Source organism: Streptomyces sp. NBC_01217 (genome assembly GCF_035994185.1).
Classification (GTDB): Bacteria; Actinomycetota; Actinomycetes; order Streptomycetales; family Streptomycetaceae; genus Streptomyces.
In genome coordinates this window covers 4,299,933-4,318,848 of sequence record NZ_CP108538.1, presented here as the reverse complement: position 1 = coordinate 4,318,848, position 18,916 = coordinate 4,299,933, and the positions used below count along the sequence as shown (strand labels likewise).

Annotated in this window: 12 protein-coding genes and 3 pseudogenes; 9 read left to right on the top strand and 6 right to left on the bottom strand. The window is 68.5% G+C overall.

Translation table 11 applies throughout. From position 1 onward, the window contains the following. Nucleotides 1–55 precede the first annotated feature (55 nt). Nucleotides 56–1,378, top strand: coding sequence for an AAA family ATPase (locus OG507_RS18915; RefSeq protein ID WP_327368366.1), 1,323 nt, complete (start codon nucleotides 56–58; stop codon nucleotides 1,376–1,378). 131 nt (nucleotides 1,379–1,509) lie between these two features. Further along, nucleotides 1,510–2,715 carry a vWA domain-containing protein gene (locus OG507_RS18910; RefSeq protein WP_327372026.1) on the top strand — a complete coding sequence of 402 codons (1,206 nt, stop codon included), beginning with the start codon at nucleotides 1,510–1,512 and terminating at the stop codon, nucleotides 2,713–2,715. Between the two features lie 750 nt (nucleotides 2,716–3,465). Here the strand turns inward: OG507_RS18910 and OG507_RS18905 are convergent. Together OG507_RS18905 and OG507_RS18900 are read right to left on the bottom strand one after the other, a co-directional pair. Beyond that, the gene (locus OG507_RS18905) at nucleotides 3,466–4,578 is read right to left on the bottom strand and encodes an IS630 family transposase (RefSeq protein ID WP_327365137.1); all 1,113 of its coding nucleotides are present in this window, start codon (nucleotides 4,576–4,578) and stop codon (nucleotides 3,466–3,468) included. A gap of 35 nt (nucleotides 4,579–4,613) precedes the next feature. Further along, a complete protein-coding gene (locus OG507_RS18900) occupies nucleotides 4,614–6,131 on the bottom strand; it encodes a UDP-N-acetylmuramoyl-L-alanyl-D-glutamate--2,6-diaminopimelate ligase (RefSeq protein WP_327368365.1) in 1,518 nt (505 codons plus the stop codon). A 63-nt stretch (nucleotides 6,132–6,194) separates the two neighbouring features. Here OG507_RS18900 and OG507_RS40400 point away from each other — a divergent pair. Both OG507_RS40400 and OG507_RS18895 read left to right on the top strand, forming a co-directional pair. After that, nucleotides 6,195–6,638 (top strand): annotated as a pseudogene (locus OG507_RS40400) (DUF5994 family protein); the annotation flags it as partial. A gap of 111 nt (nucleotides 6,639–6,749) precedes the next feature. Then, nucleotides 6,750–7,197, top strand: a pseudogene (locus OG507_RS18895) (transposase); the annotation flags it as partial. On the opposite strand, the gene OG507_RS18890 reads toward OG507_RS18895, so the two are convergent. Then, nucleotides 7,180–7,716, bottom strand: coding sequence for a DinB family protein (locus OG507_RS18890; protein WP_327368364.1), 537 nt, complete (start codon nucleotides 7,714–7,716; stop codon nucleotides 7,180–7,182). The pseudogene OG507_RS18895 and the gene OG507_RS18890 overlap by 18 nt on opposite strands. 708 nt (nucleotides 7,717–8,424) lie before the next feature. Between OG507_RS18890 and OG507_RS18885 the strand changes: the two genes are divergently transcribed. Both OG507_RS18885 and OG507_RS18880 read left to right on the top strand, forming a co-directional pair. After that, the gene (locus tag OG507_RS18885) at nucleotides 8,425–9,696 is read left to right on the top strand and encodes an LAETG motif-containing sortase-dependent surface protein (protein ID WP_327368363.1); all 1,272 of its coding nucleotides are present in this window, start codon (nucleotides 8,425–8,427) and stop codon (nucleotides 9,694–9,696) included. A gap of 1,026 nt (nucleotides 9,697–10,722) precedes the next feature. Continuing rightward, the gene (locus OG507_RS18880; protein ID WP_327368362.1) at nucleotides 10,723–11,322 is read left to right on the top strand and encodes a hypothetical protein; all 600 of its coding nucleotides are present in this window, start codon (nucleotides 10,723–10,725) and stop codon (nucleotides 11,320–11,322) included. Nucleotides 11,323–11,416: 94 nt separating this feature from the next. Here the strand turns inward: OG507_RS18880 and OG507_RS18875 are convergent. Further along, nucleotides 11,417–11,623 (bottom strand): annotated as a pseudogene (locus OG507_RS18875) (IS1380 family transposase); the annotation flags it as partial. Between the two features lie 158 nt (nucleotides 11,624–11,781). Between OG507_RS18875 and OG507_RS18870 the strand changes: the two are divergent. Continuing rightward, nucleotides 11,782–12,564, top strand: a complete 783-nt coding sequence (locus OG507_RS18870; protein ID WP_327368361.1) for a polysaccharide deacetylase family protein — start codon at nucleotides 11,782–11,784, stop codon at nucleotides 12,562–12,564. A gap of 207 nt (nucleotides 12,565–12,771) precedes the next feature. Here the strand turns inward: OG507_RS18870 and OG507_RS18865 are convergent, their stop codons facing one another. Next, the gene (locus tag OG507_RS18865; RefSeq protein WP_327368360.1) at nucleotides 12,772–13,017 is read right to left on the bottom strand and encodes an alpha/beta fold hydrolase; all 246 of its coding nucleotides are present in this window, start codon (nucleotides 13,015–13,017) and stop codon (nucleotides 12,772–12,774) included. Nucleotides 13,018–13,167: 150 nt separating this feature from the next. On the opposite strand from OG507_RS18865, the gene OG507_RS18860 reads away from it, so the two are divergent. After that, nucleotides 13,168–14,559 carry an IS1380 family transposase gene (locus OG507_RS18860; RefSeq protein ID WP_327366649.1) on the top strand — a complete coding sequence of 464 codons (1,392 nt, stop codon included), beginning with the start codon at nucleotides 13,168–13,170 and terminating at the stop codon, nucleotides 14,557–14,559. Between the two features lie 144 nt (nucleotides 14,560–14,703). Here OG507_RS18860 and OG507_RS18855 read toward each other — a convergent pair whose 3' ends face one another. Beyond that, entirely contained in the window at nucleotides 14,704–15,519 is an 816-nt protein-coding gene (locus tag OG507_RS18855; protein WP_327368359.1) for an alpha/beta fold hydrolase, read from the bottom strand. A gap of 864 nt (nucleotides 15,520–16,383) precedes the next feature. Here OG507_RS18855 and OG507_RS18850 point away from each other — a divergent pair. Continuing rightward, entirely contained in the window at nucleotides 16,384–18,795 is a 2,412-nt protein-coding gene (locus tag OG507_RS18850) for a PA14 domain-containing protein (RefSeq protein WP_327368358.1), read from the top strand. Nucleotides 18,796–18,916 lie beyond the last annotated feature (121 nt).

Sequence of the window (18,916 nt, the reverse complement as noted above, 5' to 3'; positions counted from 1 at the left end):
CGGAACGGGCCGTTCCGTCCCGTTCCGTTCCCTCATCCCACCCAAGGTGATGCCCATGACCTCCAGCACCCTCCTGCCCGCCCCCGCCCCCGCCCCCGCCCCCGCCCCTGCCGGTGCGCCCGCGCCCACCTCCGTCGGCGCGTCCGGGACCGGCACCCAACTCGCCGTCGCCGGCGACCTCCTGTCCCTCCTGCGCACGACCACCACCGAACCGCGCCCCGACGAGCAGCTCGAAGCCCTCACTCTGGCCGTCGCGGCCGACCTGCCCGTGCTGCTCTGGGGCGAGCCGGGCATCGGCAAGACCGCGGCCCTGACGCAGCTCGCCACTTCCCTCGACCTCCCGCTGACGACCGTGATCGCCAGCGTCCACGAGCCGACCGACTTCTCAGGGCTGCCCATCGTCGGAGACGACCCGGCGGTGCAGGGGGTGCCGATGGCGCCGCCGCAGTGGGCCGTGGAACTGGTGCGGGCCGGCCGGGGGCTGCTCTTCCTGGACGAACTCTCCACCGCCACACCGGCCGTCCAGGCGGCGCTGCTCCGGGTCGTCCTGGAGCGGAGGGTCGGCGCGCTGCAACTGCCGCCGGAGGTACGGATCGTGGCCGCGGCCAATCCGAGCGCGTCGGCGGCGGACGGGTGGGAGCTGAGCCCGCCGCTGGCCAACCGGTTCGTGCATCTGTACTGGGTGCACGACCGGGAGGTGGTGGTGCGCGGGCTGGGCGGGGTCTGGCCCCGGGCGGAGCTGCCCCGGCTGGTGCCGGAGCGCTTGCCGGAGGCGGTTGCTTTCGCCCGGCGCGCGGTCTGCGGATTCCTGGAGGCCCGGCCGACGCTGATCCACCGGCTGCCTAGCACGGAGACACGGCGCGGCGGTGCCTGGCCCTCGCCCCGGAGCTGGGAGGCCGCGTTGGCCCTGCTTGCCTTCGGTACGGCGGCCTCCGTCTCCCGTGAGGTGCTGGCACTGCTGGTGCGGGGCACGGTGGGGGACGGGCCGGGGCTCGAACTCCTTGCCCATCTGGACCGGATGGACCTGCCGGACCCGGAGTCGCTGCTCGCCGATCCGGCCTCCGCCGAACTGCCGGTGCGGGGCGATCTGCGTCAGGCTGCGCTGGAGGCGGTGGTGGCCGCCGTCGGGGCGCGGCCCGAGCGGGCACGGTGGGAGGCGGGCTGGGCGGTGCTGGTCCGGGCGCTGGAGACCGGCCCCCCGGACCTGCTGGTCGCCCCCGCGACGACGCTGGCCTCGCTGCGGCGCGACGACTGGGAGGTGCCGGCGGCGGTGGAGCGGCTGGTCGGGGTGATTGGTCTCGCCCGACAGGCGGACCGGTCGGTGGGGCGGGTCGCGGCGGCGGCCGACGCCAGGCGTGCGGCGAGGGCACGCCGATGACGGGGGGCGCGAAGCACCCTCTGCCGCGCCCGATGGCCCGGCCCGCGCCGCCGCGCCCGGTGCGGGCCACCGTGCCGACGCCACCGGCCGGCTCCGGCACGCCGTACGGAGCGCCCGGACTTCCGCTGGACGTGGAGAAACTGCTGACCGCCCGGCTGCACGCGGTGAAGGTCCGCCCCTACCTGGCAAGCGCACTCTTCGCGCTGCACGTGGTGGAGGACCGGTCGGTGCCGACGATGGCGGTGGACGCACACTGGCGCTGCTACGTCGCCCCCGGCTTCGTGGAGCGCACCCCGGTGGAGGAACTGGCGGGCGTCTGGGTGCACGAGGTCTCCCATCTGCTCCGGGACCACCACGGGCGGGGTGAGCGGTATGCGCGGGAGCACGAGGAATACGGGCCGGGCGCTCGGCTGCGGCGGAACATCGCCGCCGACTTCGAGATCAACGACGACATCTACGGTGACGGTCTGCCCCTGCCTGCCGGGGCGGTGCTGCCGTCTCTGCTGCGGCTGCCCGACGGGTTGCTGATGGAGGAGTACCTGCGGAGGGCGTCGATGTCAGGGCTCACCGGGGACTTGGCCTGGCTGGACTGCGGCAGCGGTGCCGACGGGCAGGGCCGACCGTGGGAGCTGGGGCCCGACGGGGCACACGGGCTGAGCAAGCAGCAGCGGGACGCGGTCCGCTTCCGGGTGGCCGAGGGGATCAGGGGCCGGCCGGGCGACGCTCCGGAGGGATGGCGCCGGTGGGCCGACGAGGCGTTCCATCCACCTCAGCCGTGGCGGCGGTTGCTGGGGGCGGCGATCCGCTCCGCGGCAAGTGCGCCGGGGGTGGGCGAGGACCACAGCTACCGGCGTCCGTCCCGGCGCTCGGCCAGTGTCCCCGGAGTGCTGCTGCCGAGCCTGCGCCATACGCCGCCCCGGGTCTGCGTCGTGATCGACACCTCCGGGTCGGTGAGCGACGCCGAGCTGGGCAGCGCGCTGCTGGAGGTGGCGGCGATCTCACGGGCGGTGGGCGGGCGGCGCGACCTGGTCTCGGTGATCTCCTGCGACGCGGCGGCCGGGGTCGCCGTCCCGCTCTGCCGCGCCGAGAACATCGAACTGGTCGGCGGCGGAGGAACGGATCTGCGCTCCGGCTTCGCCCGGGCTCTCCGCTCCCGGCCCCACCCGGACGTGATCGTCGCCCTGACGGACGCTCAGACACCGTGGCCCACCGCGCAGCCGCCCTGCCGCACCGTTGTCGGCCTCTTCCCCCGCCCCTTCCGCGCTGCGGAAGAAGAGAACCCCGACTACGTCCCGGACACCCCGCCGCCCTGGGCACGTGTCGTCACCATCACCTGAGAAAACGCGGAGCGCCCTTCCGACGCTCGACCTTCGGACGTGAATGGGCGAGTTGTCCTTCCGACGGACGTCCGTCAGCGTCTCGATCACCGAAGCCTTCCGCCCGCGTTGCCGCGAGGAACGGACCCTGCAGTTTTCCGACCGAACGGGACGGAGGGCCCATGACGTCCCGGGCCAACGCCCTGCGGGACTTCGACAGAGCGTGGGAATTCAACTGGGGTGCCACGCTTCCACCGGGACACCTGCTACGCACAGCTCACCCGGACCGGTGGGTGCATTTCCACAGCCTGCCGCCGAGGGGCCTCGGACGGCTTTTCCGCCCATACGACGGCGGGGTCGACATCCTCACCTCGACCCTTGCCGAACGGAATGGCTCTAGCAGCACCCAGGGGCCTGTGACACCGCTGTCAGCCGACAACAAATAGGGCCCCGGTGTCTGACCTGGGCCTTCGTCATGGAGCGGGTGACGGGAATCGAATTCGCGCTCCGAGCTTGGGGACCACCGGTGATTGCGACGGCCGCATATGCCCTGACCTGGCGATACGCCGCGCTGGAGGTGCTCCCGGTGTGGTCTCTCGGCGCCCTGTCACCGCTGTTGACCGCTCGGCTGGGCACGAGCATCGGGGCGCTGTGCACGTCCACCGCGGTTGCACCCCGATGACCATTTCGAGGAGGAGGTGCCGAGGCGCACCAGAACCCCAGCGTGAACATTCGTCGGACGCCTCCTAGTGTCTCGTGATCCTGTTCATGTCAGTTCGAGTTGTTATTAACGAGTTTCTTCACGTTGGTCGCGACGAGTCGGACCTTCGCGAGGACCTCGCCGGCGGTCGCGGTCCAAGTGAACGGTTTCGCTGTCGTGTTCCAGGAGTTGATGTAGTCGCGGATCTGTTTGATCAGGACGTTGACGCTGGAGAACGTGCCGCGGCGGATGGACTGCCGGGTCAGGATTCCGAACCAGATCTCGATCTGGTTCAGCCACGAGGAACCGACGGGAGTGAAATGGAAGTGGACTTGCGGGTTCTTGACCAGCCACTCCTTGACCTCCGGGGTGGTGTGCGTCGAGAGGTTGTCCAGGACGACATGGATGTCCTTCCCGGCGTGCGGTTTCACCGCCTTCTTCAAGAAGGCCAGGAAATCCTTGCCGTTCCGGGTCGGCCTGCACTCGCCGAGCACTTCACCAGTGGTCACGTTCAGGGCGGCGAACAGGTTCGTGGTGCCGTGCCGGACGTAGTCGGCGGTGCGCTTCTCGCTCGCCGCGAAGGCGACCGGCAGCACCGGCTGGGTCCGGTCCAGCGCCTGGATCTGCGTCTTCTCGTCGATCGAGAGGACCACCGCGCCGCCCGGCGGGGCCAGATACAGGCCGATCACGTCGGCCACCTTCTCCGCGAACGCGGGATCTTTGGAAATCTTGAAGGTGCCGGACCGGTGCGGCTTCAGGCTCTCCTCCCGCCAGACGCGCGCGATGTAGTGCCAGGACACGGTGATGTTCTCGGCCCGCTCCAGATACTTCGCCAACTCCCGCGTGGACCAGCGCGAAAGCCCCGTGCCGTCCGGCGGCGTCATGCGCGTCAGCGCAATCACCCGGGCCCGCACCCGCGCCGGCACCTGTTCCCGCGCGCCACCGGGACGCTCACCTTCCAGCCCGGCCAGGCCCTGCTCGGCATAGCGGATCTTCCAGCGGTCCACGGTCGGCAGCGACACCCCGAGCAGCTCCGCAATGTCCTTGCGCCGACGCCCCTCACTCGACCACAGAACGATCCGGCCCCGCGTAGCGATGTCCGCAGGAACGTCCCGGCTGTTCACCAACTCCCGCAACTCGGCGGCCTGTTCCACGGAGATCTCCACACCAAGAGACCCTGCCATACAAGATCAAGTAACGCTGACGGAATCACGAGACACTAGCGGGGGATGGCGCCAGCAGCCCCGGACCGTGACAGCGACAGCTCGTCGGCGAGCTGCCGTACGACGGCGATGTCGCTGAAGGGAAGCAGTTCCTCGCCGATGATCTGGTGCGGCTCGCTGCCCTTCCCCGCGACGAGGACCACGTCGTCGGGCCCGGCGGCGGCGAGGGCGAAACGGATGGCCTGACTCCGGTCGGGGATCCGCTCGAACGGGGTGCCGGTCGGGGCGATGCCGGGGGTGATCTGGTCGAGGATCGCTCCGGGATCTTCAGTGCGGGGGTTGTCGGAGGTGAGGACGCAGTGGTCGGAGAGCCGGCCGGCGATCTCTCCCATGGCCGCCCGCTTGGTGGTGTCGCGGTCGCCGCCACAGCCGAAGACGGTGATGACGTGGGCGGTGGCGAAGCCGCGGATCGCGGTCAGGACCTTCTCCAGCGAGTCCGGGGAGTGGGCGTAGTCCACGATCACGGAGGTGCCGAGCGGGGTTACGTGGCGCTCCAGCCTGCCCGGGACCGGCGGCATCAGCCGCAGGGCGGCGACGAGGGCGCCCAGGTCGTGGCCGAGGGCGTGGCAGGCGGCGACCGTGGCGAGGGCATTGGACACCGAGAACCGTCCGGGGACGGGGATGGACGCAGGGTACGTACGCCCCTGGTGGTGGAGGGTGAACCGGCTGCCGGTGGCGTCCATGGAGAGGTCGGTCGCCCGGTAGTCCACGTCGGCGTCGGTGTCCAGGGCGTACGTGGTGACCGCCCCGGCCCCCGGCATCAGGCGCTGGATCCAGGCGCTCACCGGGTCGTCGGCGTTGACGACGGCATGGCGGCACAGGCCCTGGAAGAGCCGCAGTTTTGCGTTCCGGTAGCTCTCCATCGTGCCGTGGTCGTCCAGGTGATCCTGGGTCAGGTTGGTGAATACGCCGACGTCTATGTGGGCGTCGTCCACGCGATGGGTCAGCAGCGCCATCGAGGTGGCCTCCAGCACGACACTGCCCGTGCGGCGGTCGCGCATGTGACCGAGCAGGTACTGCAGGTCCGGCGACTCCGGCGTGGTCAGGACCGAGTGCGGCATCGGCACCGGGTCGTCGCCGATGCGGCTGCCGGCCGTCCCGATGACCCCGACCCTCGCACCCTCGGCGATCCGGAGGACCGACTCGACCATGTACGACACCGAGGTCTTTCCGTTGGTGCCGGTGATCGCCACCATATCCATCGCCCGACCGGGCTCGCCGTAGTAGCGGGCGGCGACAGCCGAGGCCGCGACCCGGATGTCCGGTACGCCTACGACGCACACCCCGTCCGGGACGACGACGCCCGTGCCTTCCACCAGGACCGCCACCGCTCCGAGTTCCACGGCACGCGTAATGGCTTCGGGGCCGCCTTCGCGGTGGCCCGGTACCGCGATGTACAGCGAGCCACGGGTCATGCGGTGGGCGTCGAAGTGCATTCCTCCGCTGATTCGCGTTCCGATGGAGCCCTGAAGCACCTGGTGGGTGTGCCCGTCCAGCAGTTCGTTGAGTTTCAAAGCTGTCCCCTCGGAAGCGGAGCTCCGGTACGCCGGTCTACGGCAGGCCGGAGGGCCGCGGTGATGACCATGGACCTGGCTGTCCGGTACCTGGAGTCAGGCACCCGACTGTTGGGGGATCGCGCAGGACGTGAAAGAAATCCGGGCACGGCGGAATTCGGCTCGGCGGCTCGGTGCTGCGCGAGTCTACGCCTGCACATCGGGGGGAACGGTCCGCCCCGGTCCGGCTGGAGTGCGCAGGAGCACAGTGCTGCCCCCGGGCGCCGTGCGGCACAGGCTGGACGGTGCGTGGCGGCGTTGGGCGAGCGGTGGCCGTACGTCGACAGGATCATGGTGAGCCGGCCCTTGTGGCACACCGGGCCCAGCACACTGACCCTCGCCGACCGTACGGTCCACATCAACCGCTTCGACGCCGGGGAGAGCCCGAGTGCGATCTGCCTGCCCTCCTACGGCGCCGGGCGCTGTGATCCGCTGGTCGTGCCACCCGGCGCGACACCCGCGGAGGCGGACCGTCTCATGCCCTCGGTGAGCACCCACGACGAGACGCGTGCCGGACAGGCCGGAAGGGCCCAAAGACGATGCCGCAACGCGGCCTCACTGTGGTGCCCCGCTTGCGACGGCTGCTATTCGGTCGGCGACGACACCCTGTGGGCGTCAACCGGCGCAAGAAGGGCACCGGGAACACACTGTCCGCGCTGAAATCGATCCGCGCCGGCCGGCCCGACGGCGCCCCGATCTGCGTGATCCTGGACAACCTGTCCGCCCACAGGGGCGCCGACGCCCGGCGCCGGGCGGCGAAGCACAAGGTCGAGTTGTGCCTCACGCCGACCTACGCCTCGTGGGTCAACCTCATCGAAGCCCACTTCGGACCGCTGAGGCGGTTCACCATCGCCAACTCGAACTACCCCAACCACACCGCGCAGACCGGGCGTTGTACGCATACCTGCGGTGGCGCAACACCAACGCCCGCCACCGCGACGTCCTGGCCGCCAAATGCAAGGAACGCGCCCGCAGCCGATGCGAGAAAGGCATCCGCTGGGGCGGTCGGCTACTCGCCGACGGCGCCATCGATGGCCTCACGGAGGAGGTCCGCATGGCCGACGTGGCGGGCGTACTCCTCGATCACGTGCTCAAGGACGAACCGCACATCGGTGTCACCGAATTCCCGGTTCGGCACGATGCGCGCGAGGTCGACGGTCACCTTCGCGAATACCTGCCGCGACTCCTCGCACGCCTTCAGGTAGTCCTCGTAGACGTCCCTGGCCGGCGTAGCGTCCGACTCGTCGTACCACTCGCCACCATCAGCGGTGACGTAGGTCCGATAGGGGAAGAAGCGAGGTGTCGTGCCTGCCAACGTCCGCTGGAACCAGGCACGTTCGACCCCCTGTAGATGACGCATGAGCCCCAGCAGGGTCAACGCCGACGACCTCACAGGACGTAGCCGCAGTTGTGCATCCGAGAGGCCCTCGCACTTCCACAAGAAGGTCGCTCGGTGGTAATCGAGATTCGAGGCGATCACCTCCAGCCACGGGCCCGATACTGCGCGCTCAGGCCGGACGAGCTTCCGGATCACAATGTCGCTCACGCTGGAGTCTCCTTACCGGTCATCAAGCTTGATCGAGTTCGTATGTGCCCACGACCCGAGGACTGGGCGGCGCCTCCACCGGCACCTCACGGGCACGTCCGTTCAAGAAGACCTCTTTTCGTATCGGAACTCATCGCTCGATGCCGCAACGGGAGTGGCCATTCACGCTGCGAGTGGCCGGGTATCGCTGCGAGTCACAGGCGGCCTGAACGCAGCCCGGCGAACCCGTGCGGTCACAGCACCAGCGGGCGCGTGGTTGGGCGGTGCCGCATTTCCGAGGCGTTCATGGTCGACAACGGATGCGGCCAATCACCTTTCCGGAGCGCTCGCTTCATGGTCCCGGCGTGCCTCGTGTCAGTGAGGTTCCCGCAGCGGCCCGAGCGCTGTGAGCCGGCTCGGAGAAGGAGATCTCCCAGACCTCACGGACATCACGAGTGACCGGTGTGCGAAGCGTGGGCCACACGCAGACGAGCAGGGTACGACGCGTCCAGAGTCATGTGGCATTCCTCACAGCGAAAGCACAGGCAGTGAAAGCAACTGCACCCTTTCGTCTTTTCTGTCTGTACCGGTGTTGTGGTATTGGCCGGACCAGGGGAAAAATTGTTGACGGTCAACTGCCGCCCCGGCCATACGATCACCTCAAGTCGCATCTGCGTGTTCCATTCCGCTGCGACCCCTTCTTCTCTTTTCGGACCTCGAAGGGCTCTTGTGAAGATTCGCCGGATTCTTGCCACAGCTGTTGCCGCCGCAGTGACCACGCCTGCTCTCCTGCTGTCGGTCACCCCCGCGTTCGCCGACGACAAGCCGGCAGCGCAGACGCAGGAGAAGCCGTCCATCGCGGAGCTGGAAAAGGCCGCCGCCGCAGCGAAGGTGGCGTACGACGACGCCGTAGCGGCCGAGAGTGCCGCCGAGGCGGCTCTGGAAGCGCTCCTGTCCGACACCGCTCCCCTGGCCGTGGCAGCCAAGGCCGCCCAGGCCGCGGCGGCCGACGCCGCAACCGCGAAGACCGACGCCGACCGGGCGGTCGTCGACGCCCAGGCGGCGATCGACGCCCTCCCGGAGACGGCCACCGAGGAGGAGAAGACCGCCGCGGCGACGACTCTCACCAAGGCAGAAGCCGCCGCCGCGGCCGCCGACGAGGCCAAGGCCGCCGCCGATGCGAAGGTCGTGGAAGCCCTGGACGCGCGTGACGACGAGCGGGTCGCCGCAGTCCGGACGCTGGATCAGGCGCAAAAGGCCACCAAGGCGGCGCTCGCTGACAAGACCGCCGCCGACGAGGCGCTGGCCAAGGCGAAGGAGGAGGGTGAGGACGGCGGGGACTGCGTCCCCGAGGCCAAGCTCACCACGGTCGTCACGGGTCTGCCGTCCACGGTCGTCGCCGGTACGAAGGTCAACTTCAATCTCCGGGTGACCAACGGCACCGACAAGGCGATGGACGAGGTGCTTCCGTTCGCCTACGTCCACGCGACCGACCGGAGCGGGCTCAACGCCATCGACGACCTGGTGCACCTGCAGTGGTCGTCCGCCTCGTCCTCGAAGTGGAAGACCGTCGACAACGAGCACTACATGGACGCCATCAGCCCGCTGAAGGCGGGCGCCCACGCCGACGTCAAGATGCGCCTCACGATCGACGCCTCGGCCCCCGCGGGCAATGGCATCACCTTCGTGGCCGGTGACTACTTCAACGACAACGGCACCTGCGGCGGGAGCCCGGACCTCGAGGGCTACGAGTTCCTGATCGCCGCCGCGGGAAGCAAGCCCGGCAAGGTCGACGACGCCAAGCCCAGCACGACCAAGCCGAACACCTCGGACCTCAAGCCGCAGAGCGGCGCGTCGGCCAGTCCCGTGAGCGGCAGCCTCGCCGCCACGGGCTCGTCCTCCGCGACGTCGCAGCTCGCCCTCGCGAGCGGCGCGGCCGTGGCGATCGGCGCGGGCGCGGTGTTCGTCGTACGCCGTCGCAAGGCCGGCTCCCACGCCTGACGCATGAGGCGGGGAGCCGACCAGGTACCCCGGCCCACATGCTGACAGCCCAGCGGGTCCGACACCGAGCGATGTCGGGCCCGCTGCGGTGACACGGCCGCCTGTGGCACACCGTCCTCGTGCCCGAGACGAGCTACGTCTCTCCACCTACTTCACGACTCACTCGCGAATAAAGCCGTACGGGCCGATGGCACATCGCTGGCCGATATCGCCCGTGACCTCCAGTTGAGACCCGCTTGTCTCAGCGACCTCACTTTCCGTCTGATGGTCGCCTGACCCAGCACTTTGCGGACGAAACGAAACGCTTCCCCGCAATGGGGTGGTGGAGGCCGCACAAAACGGATCGCAATATGCGAGGCTCGCCGCCGCCGCGCCACCGATGCGTGGCGAGGTCGGATAGGTCCAGACAACAAATAAGCCCCCGGCCGCCGGCCCGGGGCTTTTGCGTGGAGCGGGTGACGAGAATCGAACTCGCGCTCTGAGCTCGGGGAGCAGCGGCGCATGCGGCGTTCTCGCACGCTTTGGCTTGCCCTTATTCAGCATCAGGGGCGTGGTCGCAGGGCCTCGCGAATCACCGGCTCGACGGCACGGCCGCGTCAGGACGTCCTACTGGTGCGGATCGATTGGAGTGGGAGCACCGGTGCTACTACTCCTTCGGCTCCGCCTGGACCGCGGATGAAGAGACGGCGGCCCCGCGAAGGCGGCCGTAGGGGCGGGGTGTGAGGCGCGAGGTGTCCGATCGGAAAGGCGACCGCCGTGGTTCGCTCGATCGGGTCGCCGGGTCGCCGGGTCGCCGGGTCGCGGGGTCGCGGGGTCGCCATTCGACCAAGTCCGGTCGCATTTCTCTACGGGGCTGCGTTTCGTCGACGATTCGAGAGGTTTTTTCTGCTGTTCTGTCGGAAGAAATTACTCGGAGGGCTGACTGTGCTGCCGTGAGTGCGAAGGTGTGCGTAAAGGGACTGGCTGTTCGCTTTCATGATATAGTCCTAATGAATTTACAGGACGCCGCGAAAAAAGGGGAATGGCGTGAATACCGAGAAGGTTACGGCTCGACGTCTTACGGCCGAAGAGGTTTCGGAATTGGGCCTCCAGGACGACATCTTCGTCTCGGCGGAGATGGATGGCCTTCCTCTCGACTGCTACGCCCCGGCTCTCCTTACGAAGCCGGGTAAGAATTTCGAAAGAGGGTCCTTCATCGCGAGGACGATCTTCGGTGAGGAAATTCATGTTCTCCCGGAAAATCTCGAAGAGCGCGGGATCTGGATTGCCGACAAGGCAGGGGAAGAGATCGAGGTTCTCCAGAGTGCCGGCGTCCTCCTGAACCTCGCCCTCTTCGTGCCCGACGGGAACAAGGAATCCCTGGACTCGCTCTACTCCGCCGCACGGGACGCGTTCGGCGCGGGGATCGTTCAGCGCTGGAGCGAGGAAACCGTCGCGGTGCCCGACGTCAAGGTCGACCTGTACGAGGAGCCGGCCCGGGGGCGGAAGAACACGAACACCCAGAACCGCGACCGCCGTGCCCTGGACATCTACCCGACCCGAGTGCGGTTCCTGGAGCCCAGCGATGGCTGGAGGTTCATCGTCGAACCGCACAAGGAGATCGTCGATGACACACCGACGATCTGACCTGATGGCAGGTTAGCCTCGTCTTTCGCGGGAGCCCGTCAGCTTGCTGACGGGCTCTTCTTCGTTTGCCGGGGCTTGCGGGCGGGCCGGTGCTGTCGCGGATCTCGCCGCCAAGTTCGACAGCGGGCATCCAGGCGGAGGGCAGCACTGTCGGCACGGACCGGTGAATCTGATAGGTGATGGTCATGCCGGCCGAGTGGGGCAGCCATCGGCCCCGCTTCGCGAACCATTCGACGGATGCGCGGGTGCCTCCGCCGCAATCCGTGCGGATCAGCGTCCGCCGCCCTCGGCGGCACCTTTTCGAGGCCGTTGCGCCCCTCATCTGTCGCGGGGCTCCTGCGTTTGTCGCCGGTCCCCTGCGGCTTCGTCTGCGGTCGGTAACAGAGGGATCGTGTACGGGCGTTCGTATGTCCTCATGGGGGCACGGCATCGGCGGAGACAACAAAGGGGCGGGCGGACATGGCAAGGCGCAAGGGGAGGGGATGGCACGGCCGGCTTCTCGCGGCGGCGCTCGGGGTGACGGCGGTGGCCGCGGCCACCTCGGTGTGGACCGCGCAGGCCGACACCGCCGGAGGGCGGCAGCCGCAAGCGCGTGTCTCCGCGCCGGACGCCCAGCCCGAGGACCGGACCGTGGCCAAGGTGGCGGCGGACATCGCGCACGCCTCGGACCGCGGCGCCCGGGGCGTCAACATCACCATCGACGACGGACCGGACCCGGTCTGGACGCCGCAGGTGCTGCAACTGCTGAAGGACAGCGGTGTGAAGGCTACGTTCTGCATGGTGGGCACGCAGGCCCAGGCACACCCGGACCTGGTCAAGGCGGTCGTGGCGGGCGGGCACCGGCTGTGCAACCACACCGTCTCGCACGACACCACCATGGACACCCGGTCCGAGGCATACCAGTCCCAGCAGATCCTGGATGCCGAACGCATGATCACCAAGGCGTCCGGAGGCGTCCGGCCTCAGTATTACCGGGCCCCGGGCGGTGCTTTCACCCCGTACAGCAGGCAGCTCGCCGCGTCCCGGGGGATGCGGCCGCTGGGCTGGAACGTCGACTCGAAGGACTTCGAGCGTCCCGGTGTGGACACCATGGTCGCCACCGTCAAGAACGAGATCTCCAACGGGCCGACCGTCCTCTTCCACGACGCGGGAGGGGATCGCTCCCAGACCTTGGCCGCTCTGAGCGAGGTGCTGCCCTGGCTGAAGCAGCAGGGGTACTCCTTCGGCTTCCCCGTGCGGTGAGTAAGGCTCGCCCGCACTGACAACAAGAACCGCCCCCCCGACACCGGCAGCCAGGTACGAACAAGTTGGTCGTCGCAACCTCCGACCAGTCCCAGGTGATCAAGAACGGCCGGCCGGTCACGCTCTACACACCGTAGGCCGGTGCGCAGGGACTTCGGGCGGGAGATCGGGTCGTTGCTACAGAGGGCCCGCCGCTTGCCGAGGAACCTACTTCTGCAGGAAGGACTGCAGCATGGCTGTCACTTCCTGCGGCTTCTCCTCGGTCACCCAGTGACCCGAACCCTTCAGGACCCGGCCGTCGACGTTCACGGCGTACTCACGCCACTGGTCGGCGATTTTGCCACCGAACGATGCCTGGCCGCCGATCGCCAGGACGGGCATCTTCAGTTTGCCTTCGGCCAGGAACTTCTTGTTCTGCTGGACGTCTTCGCGGAGCTGGCGGTACATGTTCATCCAGGCCGTCGTGCGTCCGGGTTCCTTCAGCCCGGATCCACCGGCTGACCTCTGTGGACAACTTCTCCGGGAACGAGGAAGAGCCTTGTGACCTGCGATGATGGGAGTTCTTGAGGCTTCCAGCACGCACGATGACAAGGCTCTTCCGAGATGCAATCTTCCCATGCCGCCGTCCATGTCTCCGCACTCTTCGACGAGCCGAATCTGATCGCGGATGCGGGGCTGCTTCCGCTGATCGCGCTCGCCGAACGGGTCGGCCTGCCCGGTCTGGCCGCCCAGGTCCGCATCGAGGCGGCCGACAACAGCGGCGGCGCCCATCCGGCGGCCAAGGTGATGTCGCTGCTGGGCGCGATGTGCTCGGGGGCCGACTCCATCGATGATGCCGACCGGCTGCGGCACGGCGCAATGGACCGGGCCTTCGCCGGGATACGCGCCCCGTCCACGCTGGGCACCTTCCTGCGCTCCTTCACCCACGGCCACAACCGGCAACTCCACCGTGTGCACCGGGAATTCCTGGCCCGCCTCGCGACCCGTACCCCGCTGCTGCCCGGCGCCGGGCAGCTGATGTTCATCGACATCGACCCCACCCACCGCCGGGTCTACGGACGGGCCAAGCAAGGCGCCGAGCACGGGCGCCTGAAGGGGCAGCGCACCCTGCACCCGATCATGGCCACCCTGTCCACCCCGCTCGCCCGGCCGGTGATCGGTGCGGTCCGCCTGCGCCGCGGCAAGGCCGCCGACGTCCGCGGCGCGAAAAGCTTCGTCGCCCAGGCCCTGGCCATCGCGAAGGACGCGGGCGGAACCGGAATCCGGATGGTGCGGGCGGACAGCAAGTTCTACACCGCCGATGTGGCCGCCGCCTGCCACAGGTCCGGTGCCCACTTCTCCCTCACCACGGGCATGAACCCCTCCATCGCCGCCGCGATCGGCCGCATCACCGAGGACGCCTGGATCCCGATCCGCTACCCCGAGGCGTTCGTGGATCCCGACACCGGCGAGATGGTCTCCGACGCCGAGGTCGCCGAGACCGAGTACACCGCGTTCACCGGACGCAAGAAGGCCGAGCAGGTCACCGCCCGTCTGATCGTGCGACGGGTGCGACGCCTGAACCCGCAAGCAGCCACCGGGCAGGGCGAGTTGTTCGACTCCTGGCGCTACCATCCCATCTTCACCAACAGCCCCTTCGGCATGCTTCAGGCCGAACTGCACCACCGGCAACACGCTGTCGTGGAACAGGCGATCGCGGACGGGAAGTCCTCCGCGCTCGCCCACCTGCCCTCGGGAAACTTCCAGGCGAACGCCGCCTGGCTGATCCTGTGGGCCATGTCGCACAACCTGCTGCGGGCCGCCGGCGCCCTGGCCTCGGCCTTCCACGCCAAGGCCACCACCGCCACACTCCGCGCCCACCTGATCCACGTCCCCGCCCGACTCGCCCGCACCGCGAGGACCAAGCTGACCGCCCACCTGCCCGCCAACTGGCCCTGGCAGGCCGCCTACCAGGACTTGTTCGAGGCCGTCCATCACCCACCGTCGACACCCTGACGGCCTCCATCGACACCGCACCCTGACGGCCGCACCGGCCACCGGCACCACCGCCCCAGCCCCGACTCGCAAAACACCTCGGACAGGCCGCGACCCGAGCGCGGCGGGCGCCGCCCGCCCTCGAACCCAAGCCCCACACCACCATCAGCCCTCGGCGAGAAATCGGACCTCGGAAACATCAGCCGGTGGATCCGGGTTCAGGTAGTGGGCGTAGAAGTCGTAGTCAGCCGGGCTGAACGCGGACTTGTTGGCCAGAAGCTCCCCGATGAAGCCCTGGACAAAGGAGCGCTCGTGACCGGAGATGAGTTGCTCGGCGAGAGACAGCTGGAACAGGCCGAAGTGCCACATCGACGGGGTTTTCGGGTCGGCCTCCAGAGCCGGGAAGCTGTAGAGGCTGTCGTCCGGGATGGGAGCTTCCATCACGGCCATGCGGCGCACCTCCGACGGCCACTGGGCCGCGTAGGCGTAGCTGACCCACAGGCCGACGTCGTGGCCGACGATCTGGACGCCGTTGTTCAGCTTCAGCTGCTTCAGCAACTGATGCACGTCCGCAGCCATCTGCGCCTTCTCGTAACCGCTCTTGGTGACCTCGGAGTTGCCGGCGCCGCGCAGGTTGACGGCGATCACGGTGTGGGTCTTGGAGAGCGGGCCCATCTGATGCCGCCACTCGGCCCACGTCTGAGGGAACCCGTGGATCAGCACGACCGGTGAACCTTTGCCGCCTTGCAGGTAGTGCATGCGAAAGCCGTTCACGTCCGCGTACTTGGACTGAAAACCGGGGGGTGGTTCCGCTTGCGGGTAAGGCGACGGCGACTGTGCCGCCTTGCCCGCGCCATACCCGCGACTCTCGCCCCATGCTCCGGTGCTCAAGCTGACGGAAACCACCAGGACAGTCACCAGCGCCGCGACGAGCGCGATGAGCGCGATGAGCGTGTTGGTCCTTCTTATCCGGGTGCCCATGATTCACCTACCTGAAGTGACTCACCTGCTGCGAGTCATTTTCTCGTCATAGGTCACCAGCACACGTGACTACGGTGAAGCGACCCAGCGAATCCGGCACGACACACCCGACGAATTCAGCCCGCAGGTCCTCAATCTCCCTCAGGAGCAGCATGGACGCTATCGGCACTGGTGACGCTGCACATGCCTCCGAGAGTCATGAGAGCTTCCAGAAGCAAATACTGATGGTGGGGGCAATACGAAACGCTGGGCGCCTTCCTGGTTGCAGAGGCTGCCGGAGGCAGAGCTGAACGTTGGCCCTACCCGACCACCATGAGCACAGCACGCGGGGATGTGCCATTGGGAGGCCGTCCGGGAACCCGTCCGCGTCGACAATTGAGTCAGCGGCCGACTCCACGTCGTTCAGTTCAGTGCGTGGGGGACAGGCCAAGGCGCTGCGGGCATCGGTCCGGGAGACGGCTCCTTTCACAGCGGCGCGGAGGGCACGCCGCCTCACGGCTGGTCCAGATATGCTGCCTGACCTGCAGGAACCGGCTGGTGCTCCGCTGAACCGACTGTCGTTATGTCTCCCGTTTCGATCGCTCTTCACTGCCCCTACTGGCACGTTTCGGCACGGCCGCAGCCGGTGCAGCCGCGTTGCCCAGCCCTCTGACACCCGTGTCGGATGCCCGGTGAGTGTCCGTACGGAACCCAACCGCCGTGACGGCGGACAGAACGGAGACCTGCCCCCGAGCGACCGGGCTGTCACTGCTGCGGTGACCGGCTGAGGCTCGTACAACCAATCGATGCTCATGGCGGTCCTGTTCAGCGACGTCTGATCGACGTCTGATCGACATCTGTCGCTGAACAGGACCGAAGGACTTGATGAAACCAGCCAGACGCACCGTCGCCACCGCCTTGGTTCTGGCCACGGCGGGCGGAGTGCTCTACGCCACCGCCCTGCCCGCCTCCGCGGTGGTGAGCTGCACCTCCCCCGTCTTCAAACGGCAGTTCTTCGCGAACACGACGTTCTCGGGCACGCCGAAGAAGACGGACTGCGACTCCGCGATCGACCAGAACTGGGGCACGGGCGCACCCGTCTCCGGCGTACCGTCCAACAACTTCGGCGTGCGCTGGTCTGTGACGCGTGACTTCGGCTCCGGCGGCCCCTTCACGTTCGCGGTGTCCGCCCAGGACGGCATACGGGTCTACCTCGATGGTGTCCGCAAGATCGACCTGTGGAAGAACGTCTCCACCACCGTCAAAAAGACGGTCAACGTGACGATCCCCAGTGGCAAGCACACGCTCCGCGTCGACTTCGTCAACTGGACGGGCACCGCGAACGTCAAGTACGCCTATACGCCGCGCACCTCCGTCGACGTCGACAAGGTCAAGCCGCTCACCCCGACGGGCGCGGTCGTCTCCTACGGCACCGCCACCGGCGCGGCCAAGTTCACCTGGTCCAGGAACAAGGAGATGGACCTCGCGAACTACCGGGTCTACCGGCGGCTGAAGGGCTCGTCGTACGGCAGCAAGCCGCTCGCGACGACCACCGCCACGTCGTACACCGACAGCACCCTGCCGAAGACCGGCGCGGCCTACTACTACGAGGTGCGGGCCGTCGACAAGGCGGGCAACGTCTCCGGCGGCAGCGCCGACCAGCTCGTCACCACCGTCGACAGGACGCCGCCCGCCGCGCCGTTCGTCGAGTGGGACGCGTGCCCGCCCGGCCAGCCCTACGCGGCCCCGCAGCTGGTCACCACCGCGGAGAACGCCGCCGACATCGCCTGGTACGAGATGCAGCGGCTCGACGCGGCCACGAACCGCTGGAGCACCGTCTACTCCGGCGCCAAGGGCGCGATCTGCGACACCGGCTATCCGGCCGACGGCAGCAAGGTCACCTACCGGGGCCGGGCCCGGGACGCCGCCGGGAACTGGTCGGCGTACTCGGCCGCCACGACGTTCACCACCTCCGACCTGACCCCGCCGGCCGCCGTCGCGCAGCTCCGCGCCGAGTATCGGTCGGGTGTTCCGCATCTGGTGTGGTCGCCCGTCACCGGGGCCGCCTCCTACCAGGTCCTCCAGTACGACCCGGCGACCGGCAGCTACGGCAACGCCCTGCCCGAGAAAAGCACCACCACGCAGACCGACGTGGTGCCGAGCCAGCTGGCCGCCGTCGCCGAGAGCTACCGGTACGCGGTGCGCTCGGTGGACGCCAAGGGCAACGCCGCCGCGCCGGTGGAAATCACGCTGAAGATGGCCGACCGGCCGGAAGCGATCGCCGCGTTCGAGACCACCGCCCACAGGTTCGATGAGGGCGTGATGGTCGAGTGGAGCAGCGTCGACCCGTGGACCGTCGACGAAACGCCCCTTCCCACGTACAAGATCGTCCGCACCGACACCGTGACGGGCGAGACCAGCACCGTGGACAAGTGCAAGCCGTTCACCCCGTGGGATGAGCCGCTGGATGACCCGGACACGTACTGGACCTGGGCGGACGACAACGCCCCCTTGTCCGCCCGCAAGCAGGTCAACGGCACCTGCTGGGACGTCCAGGGCAAGTCGGAGACGACGTACGAGTACCGGGTCGTGACGACCGACCGGTACGGGCATGTCTCGCAGCCCGGCCCGGCCGCCACGGAGACCACCCCGGACACCGAGCGTCCCTCCCCGGTGCAGAACCTGACCGCGGAACGCGTCCCGCTCGGCGTCCGGCTGACCTGGACGCCGCCCGCCGATGCCGACGTCACCGGCTACCACGTGTGGCAGGGCATCACCGACCCGGACAGCGGCGAGACGGTCTGGAAGGAGAACTGCTGGATCGGCAGCTCCCTGGCCAGGACCGAGATGCTCTGCCCGACAGTCCCCGACGGCGCCACCCACGTCTACAAGGTGGCCGCCACGGACGGCCGGCTTCTGTACGACGACGAGCCACTCGACGTCCTCCACCCCGCCGAGGTCTCGGTCACCCTGCCCGACACCCGGCCGCCGGGCTGGACGGAGACCGAGGTCCGTGAGGGCCAGTACCCGGAGCTGTACGTCGGCTGCTCCGAGAGCTCCGGCCTCGGGGACTGTTCCCGGTTCGCGAGCTACCGCGTGGAGCGCTGGGACCCCGCCACGGCCGCCTACGTCACCCTGGCCGAGGGCACGACCGGCGACACCGCGTTCTACATGGACACCACGGTGCACGAGGACCGGCTCGGCCTGTACTACTACCGCGTCGTACGGCTGGACGCCTCGGGCGCCGAGGCCGTGACCCGATCGACGGCGTACGGCATCTGGGACTCCTGGCTCTGACCGGACGTGAGACATGAGGGCCGGACGTGAGACATGAAGAGGGGACCGGAGGATTCTTCGGTCCCCTCTCACACGCCCGCTACAGCACCGGATCGCGCCGGTAGAACCCCGTCCCGATACC

Coding starts and splice junctions, on each gene's coding strand:
- OG507_RS18870 (WP_327368361.1), top strand. CDS start 11,782: ATGGCAAGGCGCAAGGGGAGGGGATGGCACGGCCGGCTTCTCGCGGCG.
- OG507_RS18855 (WP_327368359.1), bottom strand. CDS start 15,519: ATGGGCACCCGGATAAGAAGGACCAACACGCTCATCGCGCTCATCGCG.
- OG507_RS18850 (WP_327368358.1), top strand. CDS start 16,384: ATGAAACCAGCCAGACGCACCGTCGCCACCGCCTTGGTTCTGGCCACG.
- OG507_RS18860 (WP_327366649.1), top strand. CDS start 13,168: ATGCAATCTTCCCATGCCGCCGTCCATGTCTCCGCACTCTTCGACGAG.
- OG507_RS18915 (WP_327368366.1), top strand. CDS start 56: ATGACCTCCAGCACCCTCCTGCCCGCCCCCGCCCCCGCCCCCGCCCCC.
- OG507_RS18905 (WP_327365137.1), bottom strand. CDS start 4,578: ATGGCAGGGTCTCTTGGTGTGGAGATCTCCGTGGAACAGGCCGCCGAG.
- OG507_RS18865 (WP_327368360.1), bottom strand. CDS start 13,017: ATGAACATGTACCGCCAGCTCCGCGAAGACGTCCAGCAGAACAAGAAG.